The organism is Terriglobia bacterium (genome assembly GCA_020073185.1).
Classification (GTDB): Bacteria; Acidobacteriota; Terriglobia; order Terriglobales; family Acidobacteriaceae; genus JAIQGF01.
Genome location: JAIQFT010000034.1, coordinates 45,987 through 59,137, shown reverse-complemented (window position 1 = coordinate 59,137; position 13,151 = coordinate 45,987). Strand labels below are relative to the sequence as shown.

11 protein-coding genes and 1 pseudogene are annotated in these 13,151 nt (G+C 60.6%); 7 read left to right on the top strand and 5 right to left on the bottom strand.

The window, feature by feature from the left end; translation table 11 throughout:
• Positions 1 to 216: 216 nt before the first annotated feature.
• Genes LAN64_13425 through LAN64_13415 form a run of 3 tightly spaced genes read right to left on the bottom strand, consistent with a single transcriptional unit; the run spans position 217 to position 1,888 of the window.
• Complete coding sequence (locus LAN64_13425) at positions 217 to 789, bottom strand: Spy/CpxP family protein refolding chaperone (protein MBZ5568836.1); 573 nt, start codon at positions 787 to 789, stop codon at positions 217 to 219.
• Positions 786 to 1,289, bottom strand: a complete 504-nt coding sequence (locus LAN64_13420; GenBank protein MBZ5568835.1) for a hypothetical protein — start codon at positions 1,287 to 1,289, stop codon at positions 786 to 788. The genes LAN64_13425 and LAN64_13420 overlap by 4 nt, the downstream gene beginning before the upstream one ends.
• Positions 1,286 to 1,888 (bottom strand): sigma-70 family RNA polymerase sigma factor, encoded by a 603-nt coding sequence (locus LAN64_13415; protein ID MBZ5568834.1) that lies wholly within the window; start codon positions 1,886 to 1,888, stop codon positions 1,286 to 1,288. Before LAN64_13415 ends, LAN64_13420 begins: the two co-directional genes overlap by 4 nt.
• A 915-nt stretch (positions 1,889 to 2,803) precedes the next feature.
• Here LAN64_13415 and LAN64_13410 point away from each other — a divergent pair.
• A complete protein-coding gene (locus tag LAN64_13410) occupies positions 2,804 to 3,073 on the top strand; it encodes a hypothetical protein (protein ID MBZ5568833.1) in 270 nt (89 codons plus the stop codon).
• Positions 3,074 to 3,161: 88 nt separating this feature from the next.
• On the opposite strand, the gene LAN64_13405 is transcribed toward LAN64_13410, so the two are convergent.
• Both LAN64_13405 and LAN64_13400 read right to left on the bottom strand, forming a co-directional pair.
• Entirely contained in the window at positions 3,162 to 4,412 is a 1,251-nt protein-coding gene (locus tag LAN64_13405; GenBank protein ID MBZ5568832.1) for a radical SAM protein, read from the bottom strand.
• Between the two features lie 609 nt (positions 4,413 to 5,021).
• A complete protein-coding gene (locus LAN64_13400; protein ID MBZ5568831.1) occupies positions 5,022 to 5,789 on the bottom strand; it encodes a class I SAM-dependent methyltransferase in 768 nt (255 codons plus the stop codon).
• Between the two features lie 447 nt (positions 5,790 to 6,236).
• On the opposite strand from LAN64_13400, the pseudogene LAN64_13395 reads away from it, so the two are divergent.
• The 6 genes and pseudogenes from LAN64_13395 (at position 6,237) to LAN64_13370 (ending at position 13,149) form a co-directional block, all read left to right on the top strand.
• Positions 6,237 to 6,434, top strand: a pseudogene (locus tag LAN64_13395) (hypothetical protein).
• 14 nt (positions 6,435 to 6,448) lie between these two features.
• A complete protein-coding gene (locus LAN64_13390; protein MBZ5568830.1) occupies positions 6,449 to 7,282 on the top strand; it encodes a hypothetical protein in 834 nt (277 codons plus the stop codon).
• Positions 7,283 to 7,618: 336 nt separating this feature from the next.
• On the top strand, positions 7,619 to 9,844 hold the full coding sequence (locus LAN64_13385; GenBank protein ID MBZ5568829.1) for an MFS transporter: 2,226 nt from the start codon (positions 7,619 to 7,621) through the stop codon (positions 9,842 to 9,844).
• Entirely contained in the window at positions 9,837 to 12,068 is a 2,232-nt protein-coding gene (locus LAN64_13380) for a molybdopterin oxidoreductase family protein (GenBank protein ID MBZ5568828.1), read from the top strand. Before LAN64_13385 ends, LAN64_13380 begins: the two co-directional genes overlap by 8 nt.
• On the top strand, positions 12,068 to 12,649 hold the full coding sequence (locus LAN64_13375; GenBank protein ID MBZ5568827.1) for a 4Fe-4S binding protein: 582 nt from the start codon (positions 12,068 to 12,070) through the stop codon (positions 12,647 to 12,649). The genes LAN64_13380 and LAN64_13375 overlap by 1 nt, the downstream gene beginning before the upstream one ends.
• The gene (locus tag LAN64_13370) at positions 12,646 to 13,149 is read left to right on the top strand and encodes a Rieske (2Fe-2S) protein (protein MBZ5568826.1); all 504 of its coding nucleotides are present in this window, start codon (positions 12,646 to 12,648) and stop codon (positions 13,147 to 13,149) included. Before LAN64_13375 ends, LAN64_13370 begins: the two co-directional genes overlap by 4 nt.
• Positions 13,150 to 13,151: the final 2 nt, after the last annotated feature.

Below are 13,151 nucleotides of genomic sequence, written 5' to 3'. Positions count from 1 at the left end.
GCGCAATCGAGACAGCATCCAACGGGAGAATCGAGGTTTCGCGGGGCCAACCTGCTTTGGGCGAAGGCGGGAGAGGAAGATTATGTCTCCCGTTTTCAATGACGCTGAACCGTGGTCTCAGCTAATTTGGACAGTAGTGTTCGAAGACATTCGCAAGTGCCGACTGAACCGCCCTCCCGGATCAGATCCGCCTAAACCGTGTGCAATCCCTGATTCCTATTCCCCTGCGGGCGGACCAAAGCCGCGTGGCCCATCCATGCGGCCCATGCCCCGTTGACTCCGCAACTGCTTCCACTGATCCACGGTAAGCACTTGCCGGATCGCCAGCAGCATCTGTGCATTCGACTTTTCCAGATTGGCCCGTGCCTGCGCGATCTTATCGATCTGCGCCGTCACCTGGGCCTCATTGGGATGCTCCGCTTCCACAAGTGGCTCCAGGGTAGCTTCCTGCTTGGCAACGGAGGCGTGCAAGTCTATCAATTGCATGCGATGGTCTTGGAAGATCTTTTCGATCTTCTGCACCTGTGTGTCGTTGAGCCCAAGTTTCTGCACCAGAGCGGAATTCGTCCACCACTTGCCCATCGGCCCGCGGCCCATGCCCGGCCGCGGACCCATCCCCCGGCCCATGCCCGGCCCGCTGGGACCCATCCCCTGGCCCCGCATCGGGCCTCCCATGCGCGCTCCGGCCCCTGGTCCCTGCCCGGCGCACGGTCCGGAGCCCATTTGCGCAACCGCCATTCCTGCGAGGGCGACAACAACAACCATCAAAACGACGAATATATGTTTCATTGGTCCTGCTCCTTATGAGTTGCGTTGTTACTAGAAAATGTGCCACCTGTGGCAAGCGCGCTGTCCCGTTCCTCGGCGAGAAGCGCCGCCGGCGCAAGCGCAATCGGGTACTCGCGCGCCGCGTCATTCTCGACTTGCTGCAAAAGAACATCATCCGCCGAATTGCTGGTTACGGCTTGCTGTTGCGGACGCAGGACTTGCGTCACCAGGAACGCCCCGCAGAGCACCAGTATCATGGTTGCGGCATAGGCCCAGCGCAACGCCGGCCCATAACGACGCGCTCGTAAGCGGTCCTGGATCGCCAGCGCCTGCTTAGTCCAGAAGATCTGGCCGCGATCAGTTTCGGAAACGATCGTGTCGCGATAATCGCTGATGGAACGATCAAGCTCCTCGATTGAGGCGCGACAGGCATCGCAGTGAGTTAAATGGTGTGCTGCTTCGGAATCATGATCACCAAGCATCCACTGCGCGAGTTGTTCATCGTTCAAGTGAGCAGTCATGGCTGCTGGCGCTCCTTCGTTCTCCGGCGGATGGCCGCGAGGGCGCGGGACAAGTGGCTCTTCACCGTCCCTGGGCGCAAGCCAGTCGCCTCGGTAATCTGTTCAATGCTCATGTCGTCCACGAATCGCAGGGTGAACACAGCGCGCTGCTGGCCCGACAAGCTCTCCACATCCGACCACACAGAAGCCAGTTGCTCGCGTGCCGCAAGCGTGCGCTCCGGCGATGCCCCCGGGTCGGCTACCTCTCCCATTGCTTCCGGCTCCGCATTCCACGCAAAAAGCCTGCGCCAGAACTGCGAACGCCGGTTCCGGCTGTAGTCCCTGGCCAGATTCATGGCGATCCGCATCACCCATGTTCGCACGCTGCACTCGCCCCGAAACCGCCCGTGATTTTCGAAAACTTTCATGAAGCAATCTTGCGTGAGGGTGTCGGCAGCCTCCTCGTCATGGAGCATGACTAACAACAAGCGATACACTCGCTGCTGCTCATTGCGAACCAGTGCATCGAAATCCTCCAACTCCGACGAGGCGCGCGTGCCTATGCCACGCGCCGCTCCGGCTGCGGCGATTACCGTTGCTTGTTCCATGCCGTCACTCATATAGACGATTTCCTGAGCTGGCGGTTTACACACGCAAAAAACTCTGTCGCCAGCCTTGCCCTTGGGAATGAATCGCAAGCCGCGTTCCTACAGCGTGTCCGCCAGCGCGCGCAGGGAAGCCCACCGCCGCTGCAAGTACAAATGCAATTCGAGCAGCTTTGTTACGGCACTTTCCGAAACGCCTCAGCGTTCTCTGCCAATTCATCCGACGCCGCGGGCGATGGCGGACGCGTTCCAGAAGAAAATGCAAAGCGAGCAACGCGACCGCCGTGGGGCCCGTCGCAAGCAGTTGGCCCGCAAGCAGCCGGAGCGCGTTGTCGTAGTTGCGCCGACACTGGATTCCAGGGCGGTTGGCACGATGCAGTGAGGTACTCAGGACTTCGGGACCCCGCCGAGAAAACTTCGGGGATTTTGCGGGACCCTAGGCTACTGAGCGTTACTTCTGGTTAGGCGATGGGGCAAAAAGCAAGAAAAGGCCTCAAGTGCGCGAAAACACTGAGCTTGCCAGGGGATAAGGTGGTGAGCGCGGAAGGAACCGAATCCGCAAAGAAACGTAGTTTCAACAACATACAGAGCGGCAGATGGCACGCAAGTCCCTAAGAAGCACTCTTAATCTCGTTAGTAGTACGCAAATAGCACGCACAATTTAGGAACGAGCGCGATTTGATCTCCTCGTGGAAGGCGGCGGTTTGCTAAAGCGACCTGCCCTGTTCGTTCTCACTGACTTACACGTTTTTTGTTAGCGTTAGCCCATCTTCATTTGCACTGAAATCCCTCATTTGCAGCGCAGAGTCCAGCAACAGTCCAGCAGTCCAAATGCGCGCGTTCGCGTCATTCCGTCATTCTTCGCTCAAGCTCACCAACCTTTGGAGCACACCGGCTTCGAGTCGCAAGCAGGCCGGGAAGGAGGGACTTGTGAACGACAAACTAAAACAGCTCGTCGAGGAGCTCGGCACGGCCATCAATGCCTCGCTCGGCGAATCGGAACAGATTGCCGAGGTGATCGCTGAGATCAAGCGCGGCGGTTACGACGTGTTCCTGGTCCTTAACGCCACCATCGCAGTCAAGAAGCGCGAGCGAGAGCCGGTCACCTTGCCGGCTCGGACCGGCGGCGCCATCGAGTCCAGGTTCAACCGCGAAGACATCAACTTTCTCAAGTCTCTGCACATCTGCGTGACTCGATGAGCGGAAGATGCGCGATTCAATGATGGTGACTTGGTTGAGTACTGCGCGATCACCTTGTGCGTGGCCACTTCGCGATTCGAGTGGCGGCTTATGATGCGGCGAACTGAACTATCCGCTCCGGCAGCCAATCGCGCAGCGAGGCACCCAAATAGAACCGGGGCAGAAGCAGGTCATCATCCCGTCTCACAATCCCCTCCGCAACCGCGACGGATGCCAGCGGCGTGTTCGGGTAGATTCGCATTCCCACCGTAATCTTCAGGGAATCAAGATGCAGCGACTCGGCAAATGCCAGGCTCTCCTCGACGGTAGCTTTTGTCTCACCTGGACCACCCAGCAACAGAAAACCGATCCTGTTGATGCCCACGTCGGCAAGCATCTCGGAGATGGTTTGGACTTCAATACGATTGAAGCGCTTGTTCAGCTTTCGCAAGATTGATTCCGAGCCGCTTTCGAATCCCAGGCTCACTTGCGTGCAACCTGCCTTGGCCATCAACTGCACTAATTCGAGGTCGACCCACCTCGGGTAAATAATGGCCCACCAATCGAGGTCCAGTCCTGACTCGATCAACTGTCGACAAAGGCTTTTGGCATAGGACGGCGGGAGATTGAAAGTGTTATCCACAAAATGGAAATTCCGAAATCCTCGTGCGCACATCGCCGCTATCCAAGCGACCACGAATTCCGGTGATCTCTTTCGCAGCGGTTTCCCTTCAATGGCACTGGTGGAGCAATAGATACAATCCAGCGGGCAGCCGCGCCGGCTCTGCACGGGAACTCGCGTGCTCGTATGGGTGGAGGTCAACCACAGGTGAGGCTCCGGCAAAGGCAGGGCGTCCAAATCTTCAACATAGCTGCGTGCTGTGGCCGCACGATTCGGTAGATATACCCCGGGAGGAGCCGCTGTTCGATGGCCTATCTTCAGCCATGACAGAAGGGCAGGGAAAGCGATCTCGCCCTCGCCCTGAATTCCGATGTCAGCGCCTAAGAATGCCAAAGCACTTTCAGGAAAGATGCTGTAGCCGGCGCCACCCAAGACGACGGCAGCGCGCGAAACCCTCAGACAAAGCGCCACCAATTCCTTGAAAGGCGCGAGCAAGAAGTGCGCGCACTGCATGTTCTGGTCGTCAATGTTTCTGACCGAGATGCCTATGACCTCGGGCTGCTGTGGCGAGATCGCATTCTCGATCGCTGCTTCCCAAGTCGCCCTGGACGCCAGCGCCAATAACCGTACCTCATGCCCAGCCTGCTCCGTCGCGGCGGCAACGCATGCCAAGCCCAACGGCAAGGGCGTTTCCAAAGCGACGTTTACGTCATTGCTCGATATGAGCAGCACCCTCACGATTACTCCCTCCACCGAGGCGGAACAGGCCTTCAACAAGGCGCGCAACACCCGTTCGTGTATGCCTAAGCTTGGCATGATTTCGGAAACGTGTCGCAGCCTGGCAGTGCGAATGCGACAATACCGTTCCGTTTTGGTACACGAGGGCCGCAACGTGGGCGTGGGCCGAGTCTCGCACTGGCACTGGCGTCGTAGCGGAAGGGCTCCTGAAGGCGTATCTTTTGGAAAGATAGCGAGCTGTAGGGATCCGCGCGAGCAATTGCCGTACCTGCGGTACCCGCGGTTCAGAAGGGCTCTGAGAGCGGAGCGAATCGATCCGGACCGGAGGGTATGTTGTGGTGAATTGCGGCGTAAGTCAACCTTCCCCTTGAATGACGGGCCACTCTGAACCTACCTTTGCGCCACCACTTCGCTTTCCTAGTGGTTCCTAGTAGCGGCCACTTACGGGCGGGCCCATCCGACAAAGAGCTTGAAGAGCCAGCCGAAGACAAAGGCAAAGTCGTCCTTCGTGGCGTTGCTCCCCATCTCTCCCGGCTGTTGCTGCGCTGTGAGGATGCGCGCCGCCCGTGCAAGACCTTTTTGAATACGTGATGGAAACTCCCTGGGTCGCTACTTGCTCCCGACGATGATCCCATATCCGAGGAATGGGCTGCGACAGATCCTCACGGAACGCAGCACTCGAAGCAGTCCTCTGACGCCCCACCGGCGAACCACAGCCCAGGACAATTTCAGACGCTGCAAGAAGCTCACCTGGCTGCGGACTTGTTCCAGACTCGGCAGAAGCAGAGCAGAACGGTCATCGACGACCACGTCGCGAAAGCCCGCCTGTTCAAAACACTGCTTCCAGCCCGCCAGCGTTTCGGGGCGCTCATTCTCCAGTTCGACAAGCGCGGCCCTCAGGCGCGCGGAAGCACCTTCCTTCCAGCAAAGATCGTGGATCCCCGCATATCCTCCCGGCTTTAGCACACGATACATCTCCTTCAATGCGCTCTGTTTGTTGAGCGCGCACATCGTACATTCGCAGATTACCGCGTCAAAGCTCCCGTCATTGGCAGGCAACGCATGGGCATCGCCCAGCCGGAACTCGATGGCCAGCCCGCATTCAGAGGCCTTTTTGCGGGCACGTTCCAGCATGTGCTCCGATGAATCGATTCCGATGACGGAACAGCCAAATTGTTTCGCGATGAGGCAAGCTGTCGCCCCGGCTCCCGAGGCGACGTCCATCACGTTGCTGCCCCTGTGCACACGGCAGCGCTCGGCAAGCTCCAGCGTCAGGCCTGGTCCACCAGGATGGAATGATTCAACTCCGATGTCATAGTTTTCAATCAAAGCCTCCAGCGAGGCTTTGGCGGGCTTCGACGAGGCTGCCTGATTCATGGCTCACGTCCGATTGTTCTTACTTTTCTGGCGCGACACCAAGAAGCACGCGCCTTTCCCGCGCATTATCCTCCACTTGCGGCACGGGTTCAAACCATAGCAGTCCTGCCCGGACTGTCCTTATTGGGCGAGACCAATGCCGGACGTAGTAGGTGTGCTCAGACCCGGTCAATAGGTAGCGTCGCGTCTTGGCCGGTGCGGACGGATCGGAGCACTTGGTCGTATGACGAGATAACCGGCAGTAATCCGCCCTAGACGAAGGAACGAAGACTTGCCGCCTGAGAATTTGCTGATCAAGTGGCGAAGTCACGCTGGCTGCGGATTCAATGTGTCAACCATGTGTTTGCTCTTACAACTACTGTTCACTCAGCTCCTGACCTTGGTCAAACGCGAAAAGCGTGACATTCCCTGTGCTGCGGCGGACAAGAATACGGCTGACCACCCAAGATGACATCCGCACTGAGGAATTTTCCGGTTACTAAGCCATGGCAAGCGGCAGGCTCTACCCAGGCACTGGATGAGCTGTGCATCAATAGGCTTCGGTTCCTGGGCGTGGATGCGGTGGAGCAGGCACATTCGGGACATCCCGGGCTGCCGTTGGGGGCGGCGCCGATGGCGTACGCGCTGTGGACGCGTGTCACCAGGCCGGCGACCGCACGATGAAAACGGTAGCTGCCGGGGGGAGAAATAAGCAGCAAAACAGCGTCATGGTCGCGCCCGTTGTGAATCCTATCGAGGAAGAAATGCGAGTGGAGTGCACGCCGGAGCCGTGCGTCACCGTCATCTTCGGTGCTTCCGGCGATCTCACGCGGCGCAAGCTGATGCCGGCGCTCTGCAACTCGGCAGCCATTGCCCAGAACGAAGTCGAAAAGTTCGTGGTACGCGGTCACTACGGCCCTGGCTGGGTGGACGGACACGAGGTGGCTGGATATCGCTCTGAACCAGGCGTGGGCCCGGAATCGCAGACCGAAACTTTTGTCGCCATGAAGGTCTACCTGGACAACTGGCGTTGGGCCGGAGTGCCGTTCTATTTGCGGGCGGGAAAGCGCATGCCGAAGCGGACCACGGAGATCGCGATCCAGTTCAAGCAGGCGCCGCTGCGATTGTTTGAACGCTGCTCTCCCGATGGAATCGAGCCCAACCTCTTGGTAGTGCGCATCCAACCGGACGAAGGCATATCGCTGAAATTTGGCGCCAAGGTGCCCGGCCCGGCAGTGCACGTGTGCCCCGTTAGCATGGACTTCCGCTACGCGACCTTATTCGGCGTTGCGGCGGCGCCGGCCTACGAACGCTTGCTGTTGGACTGCAGGTTGGGGGATCCAACCTTGTTCGCGCGCAGCGACGCGGTGGAAGCGGCATGGTCGTTGGTCACCCCCATCCTGCGGGCCTGGGAAAGCGGTTCTTCCGCGCAATTTCCGAATTATGCCGCAGGAACGTGGGGACCGTCCGAAGCTGACCGGTTCTTGGAGGGGGGCGAGTGGAGTGCTCTGTAGCGCGGATTGGACGATCAAATTCGATTCCGGCAGGCGCAAGCAGCATCGAGCGATGGCACGCATTTTTCGATGGCCCGCCGTTACCGTCAAAGGGCCTGCTGGCGATGGTTTTGGAACAGCACTCATGCCCCCAGTTTCAGTTACTTACCCGCTCACGTTGTCACGGCAGTGACGTTAGTTTGCGGTGAATCTCCGAAGGAGCTTGGTTCGCCCAAGCCGCCGGTGGTTTGCGGCTGATTACATCGTCTAGCGATATAATGGTGAGGGTGACTAGAGCTCTGGAGTCTCGGATACAATCATGGTTTGGCTGCGCTGGAAACACCCCCTGAAGCTCGTATGACCACGCAAGCATCGGGCGCGCGGCATCTCGCCCTGGGCACCATCTCGTTCGCGATCTGCTTCGCGGCGTGGGGACTGATCGCCGCCTTCGCGCCGATGTTCCGGCAGCAATTGCACCTGACCGCCTCGCAGACGGCGCTGCTGGTGGCGGTACCGGTGCTGTTGGGATCCCTAGCGCGCATTCCCATGGGCATGCTCACCGACCGCTTCGGCGGCCGGATTACGTTCGCTCTGCTGATTGCCTTCGTGGTTCTCCCACTGCTAGCGGTACCGAAAGCGAGCGGACTGCACCAACTCCTGGCAGTGGCGTTCTTCCTGGGGATGGCGGGATCGTCGTTCGCGATCGGCGTGGGTTACGTCTCGCGCTGGTACACGATGGAGCGCCAGGGCAGCGCGCTGGGCGTGTACGGGCTGGGAAACATAGGGCAGTCGGCGGCGGTATTTCTCGGCCCGGTTGTCGCTCTTAGATTCGGTTTCGCCAGTGTGTATCGCGGGATGGCGACTCTCTGTGCGGTCTGGGCAATCATCTTCTTTATATTCGCGCGTAACGCACCGGTCACCGTTCACCCGAAATCTGTCGGGGACATGCTGCGCGTACTTGCCCGCGAACGGCTCTCCTGGGCGCTGGCGGCGTTCTACTTCCTGACCTTCGGCGGGTTCGTCGCGTTTTCCATCTATCTGCCGACTCTGCTCAAGGACGATTACGGTCTCAAGCCGGCCGACGCCGGCTTTCGCACAGCGGGCTTCGTCGTGCTGGCGACACTGATGCGCCCGATCGGCGGCTGGCTCTCCGACAAGATCGGCGGCGCACGCGTGCTGAGCGGCGTATTTTTCGCCATTGCCCTGTTCGCTCTTCTACTGGGATGGAAGTCCATTGTGCCCTTCACCGTCGGCGCTTTAGGATGCGCCGCCCTGCTGGGTATGGGCAACGGCGCCGTTTTCCAACTGGTGCCGCGTTACTTCCCGACCGAGCGCGCCACCGTCACCGGCCTGGTGGGAGCGATGGGCGGCATGGGCGGATTCTTTCCGCCGCTGCTGCTCGGCGTGTTCCGCGATCGCGTCGGCGCGATCTGGCCGGGGTTCGTCCTGCTCTCAACCACCGCGCTGCTGATGTGGTGGATCAACCGAATCGTCTTCGTGCCGAGGCAGGAGTCGCTGGAGGCGGTGCTTCCCGCAGACCTGCGCCGTACGACCGATTCCATCCGTGCCGGCGCGTGGGCTACCACCTGGACTGCGCTGCTGGTGGCTGCCATCGTGGTCGGCTCACGTAACCTGGCTAACTTCGATCCAGCGCTGGTTGTGTACACCTTCGCCGTGATCTTTGCGGCCTGGGGCGTGACCTACCACTACCACGTCTGGATCCAGAAGCCCCCGACCAAAATTTACTGGCGGCGCGGCTGGCAACTGTTCTGGAAAGAGGGGCCGATACGCAGCCTGGCGCGCGTGCTCGGCACCGCGGGAACGCACATCCTGGCGCAAGCGTTCATTCAGAGGCGATCGCGGCTGCGCTGGTGCATGCACCAGTTCATCTTCTGGGGATGCATGCTTGCGGTCCTTATCACCTTCCCGCTGGTGTTCGGCTGGATCCACTTCACCACGCCGCTTAACGACCAGATGACCTACGTCGTTCACGTCTTCGGCTTCGACGTTGGACGCCTGCCGGTGCACTCGGCCGCCGCGGAAATCATGTACCACGGCCTCGACATTGCGGCGTTGCTGGTGCTGGCGGGCATCGCGCTCTCGCTCTGGCGGCGACTTCGCGACGAAGGTGCCCAAGCCGTGCAGACGGTGATGATGGATTTTTTTCCTCTCATCCTGCTGTTTGCAATCTCCGTTACCGGGCTGGCGCTGACGGTCTCGCAGATCTGGCTGGGCGGAGCCTCCTACAGTTTCCTCGCGATCCTGCACGCCATCACCGTGATCGCCGGCCTGCTCTACCTGCCGTTCGGCAAGTTCTTCCATATCTTCCAGCGGCCTGCGCAGCTCGGCGTGAAACTGTACCAGCAGGCGGGTGAACAAGGGGAAGGCGCGAAGTGCGCCCGCTGCGGTGAGCGTTTCGCGTCGCGCATGCATATCGACGATCTCAAGCAGGTGCTTCCCCAGCTCGGCTTCGATTACACGATTGAGGGCCCGGCCGGCAATTGGCAGGAGCTGTGCCCGGCCTGCAAACGGAAGGCGCTCTCGTCGGCGCAAATACGGCTCCAGGAGGAAGCTCGTGGCTAAACCGCCTCTCTCGCCCGACGTCCTCATTAAGCAGTTCGGCCCGCATTTGAACTTTACTCCGCCGGGCGGCTGGCGTGACGAATCCACCCATCCCGCGGACAAGCTGGTGAAGACACACTGCTGCTTCTGCGGGCAGCAGTGCGGCATCCAGCTCAAGGTCCGCGAGAACACGATCATCGGTTTCGAGCCCTGGGAAGATTTTCCGTTCAACAAAGGGATGCTTTGCCCGAAGGGCGTAAAGCGTTACATGCAGTCGTCGCATCCCGACCGGCTGTTACAGCCGCTGATGAGAACCGACCAGGGATTCCATCCCGCGACTTGGGACGAGGCGCTCGCCTTCACGGTCAAACGCATCCGTGACATCCAAGCTCAGCATGGCAAGGACGCGGTCGCCGTCTACGGCGGAGCATCGCTCTCGACCGAGAAGTCGTACCTGCTCGGCAAGTTCGCGCGGCTCGCGGTCGGAACACGACATATCGATTACAACGGCAGGTTGTGCATGGTCTCGGCCGGGACCGCGTACAAGCTGGCGTTTGGCGTGGACCGCAGCACCATCCCATGGGATGACATACCCAGGGCGAATGTGCTGTTCGTCATCGGCGCCAACATCGGCGACTGCGCGCCGATCACCACCGATTACATCTGGCGCTGCCGCGACAACGGCGGGCGGCTCATCGTCGCCGACCCGCGCATGACCCCGATCACCCGCAATGCCGACCTCTACTTGCCGGTGCGGCCCGGTACCGACCTGGCGCTGCTGCTCGGAATGCTGCACGTTATCGTGCGCGACAAGCTGGAAGACCGCGACTTCATCGAGGAGTACACGACCGGTTGGAATGACGTGGTGACGTCGGTGCAGGCGTACGACCCGGGCACCGCGGCCGAAATGAGTGGTGTCCCGCCCGACGCCATCGAGAAAGCGGCTCACTGGATGGCGAAGTGCGACCGCGCCATCGCCCTGCATGCGCGCGGGCTGGAGCACCATTCGAAGGGCGTCGAGAACTGCCTCGGCGTAATCAACCTCATGCTTGCGCTGGGCAAGATCGGCCGCGAAGGCTGCGGGCCGACCATGATCACCGGCCAGGGCAACGGGCAGGGCGGCCGCGAGCACGGGCAGAAGTGCGACCAGCTTCCCGGTCAGCGTTCCCTCACCGATCCCGCCGCGCGCCAATACATCGCAGAAGTGTGGGGCATTGCGGAGAGCGAGCTGCCGCAGCCGGGCTTATCCGCGCAGGAAATCATGAACGCCATCCACGACGGCACGATCAAGGCGCTGTTCTCGCTGTGCTTCAATCCGCTGGTCTCGCTGCCGGATTCCAATTTCACGCGCGAAGCGCTAACCAAGCTGGAATTCTTCGGCATCATCGATTTCTTCATGAGCGAAACCGCGGGCTACGCGGACGTGGTGTTGCCGGGCAGCCTGCAAGAGGAGGAAGAAGGGCTGGGCTGTAGCGCGGAGGGCCGTGTCATCCACTGGGTCCCCAGCGTCACGCCTCCGGGACAGGCGCGACGCGATTCCGAAATCATTGTGGACCTGGCCCACCGCCTTGGACGCGGTGACAAGTTTCCGTTCCGCACACCGCGCGAGATCCTGGAAGAGCTGCGCATCGCGTCGAAGGGCGGCGTGGCCGATTATTACGGTATCACGTACGAAAAAGTGGATGCGCAAAAAGGCGTGTTCTGGCCCTGCCCCACGCTGGATCATCCCGGAACGCCGCGTCTGTTCGAAGACAAGAAGTTCCACACCAGCGACGGCAAGGCCCATTTCCAGATCACGACCTGGCGGCCGAGCGGCGATCCCGTGGATCAGGACTATCCGATCTATCTGACCACCGGGCGGGTCGTGAGCCAGTATCTGAGCGGCACACAGACCCGGCGCATCGGCGCATTGGTGGAGCAGTACCCCGAACCACGTGTCGAGATCCACCCGCGGCTGGCCGAGCGGTGCGGCATCAAGGATGGCGATTATGTGACGGTTACGACCCGCCGCGACGAGATCACCGTGCCAGCGATGGTGGTGCGAACCATCCGGCCCGACACCGTCTTCATTCCATACCACTGGCCGGGCGTACGCAGCGCCAACCGGCTGACGCACCGCACGCTCGACCCGCGCAGCAAGATCCCCGAGTTCAAGGTGTCCGCCTGCCGCATTCGCAAGGTAGCGATACGCGATCCGGGTCCCGACGATCGCGAAGCTCATAGCAATGGCACGGGGGCTGGCTAGTGTTCGGCTACGAGTTCTATGTCGATCCGTCGCGCTGCATCGGCTGCCGTTCCTGCCTGCAAGCCTGCGAGGAATGCGAGACGCACCGCGGAAAGTCGATGATCCAGTTCGACTTCATCGACCGGCCCAGCAGTATCAGCACCGCCGCGTATGTCTGCTGGCACTGCGACGAGCCTACATGCGCGCAGGTCTGCCCCGCCGACGCCATCAAGAAAGGCGAGGACGGCATCGTGCACTCCTCGCTGAAGCCACGCTGCATTGCCTGCAACAACTGCGTCCTGGCGTGCCCATTTGGGATCCCCAAGATGATGGACGCCGAACAGCAGATGATGAAGTGCGACATGTGCTACGACCGCACCTCGATGGGTAAGCGTCCCATGTGCGCGACCGTCTGCCCCAGTCAGGCGCTCGCCTACATCACGCCGGAAGACGCGGCCAAGCGGCCCGCCAAACCGACCAACATGTTCCAGCTCGGCAACCAGACGATTAAGACAAAGGTCGCAATGATGGTCCCGGCCAAGTTCGATTCCGTCAGCCTGGATGTGGCCGACTACATCTGGGAAGGAAAGGAGAGCGCATGAGCCCACCGGATGCCAGCCAGCCCCTGTGGAAGGACGAGTTCAGCATCCACACGGCCGATGAGCGCTACATCGCGCGCCGGCAATTCACCAAATTTCTGGTGCTGACGAGCCTGGCGATGTTGGTCGGTCAGGTGTGGATCCTAGTCAAGTCGTGGTTCACCCGCGCGCCCGCGGCGCCGGGCCCGCAAGTCATCGCGCGGAGGGATGAACTGGCTGTCGACGAGGTCAAGCTGTTTACCTATCCGACGCCTGAAGACCACTGCATCATGGTTCGCACGGCGCCGGACACCTACGTCGCCTACAGCCAGAAGTGCACGCATCTGAGCTGCGCGGTTTACTATTCACGGAAGAGCAACAAGCTCGAATGCCCTTGCCACAACGGCTTCTTTGCGGTCGAGGACGGACGCGTGCTGGCCGGCCCGCCAACGCGTCCGCTGCCACGGATCGTGATAGACACTCGCGGCAACGAACTCGTTGCCGTAGGCATCAAGGAGTCGTGAAG

Coding starts and splice junctions, on each gene's coding strand:
- LAN64_13415 (MBZ5568834.1), bottom strand. CDS start 1,888: ATGAGTGACGGCATGGAACAAGCAACGGTAATCGCCGCAGCCGGAGCG.
- LAN64_13420 (MBZ5568835.1), bottom strand. CDS start 1,289: ATGACTGCTCACTTGAACGATGAACAACTCGCGCAGTGGATGCTTGGT.
- LAN64_13425 (MBZ5568836.1), bottom strand. CDS start 789: ATGAAACATATATTCGTCGTTTTGATGGTTGTTGTTGTCGCCCTCGCA.
- LAN64_13400 (MBZ5568831.1), bottom strand. CDS start 5,789: ATGAATCAGGCAGCCTCGTCGAAGCCCGCCAAAGCCTCGCTGGAGGCT.
- LAN64_13370 (MBZ5568826.1), top strand. CDS start 12,646: ATGAGCCCACCGGATGCCAGCCAGCCCCTGTGGAAGGACGAGTTCAGC.
- LAN64_13385 (MBZ5568829.1), top strand. CDS start 7,619: ATGACCACGCAAGCATCGGGCGCGCGGCATCTCGCCCTGGGCACCATC.
- LAN64_13390 (MBZ5568830.1), top strand. CDS start 6,449: ATGAAAACGGTAGCTGCCGGGGGGAGAAATAAGCAGCAAAACAGCGTC.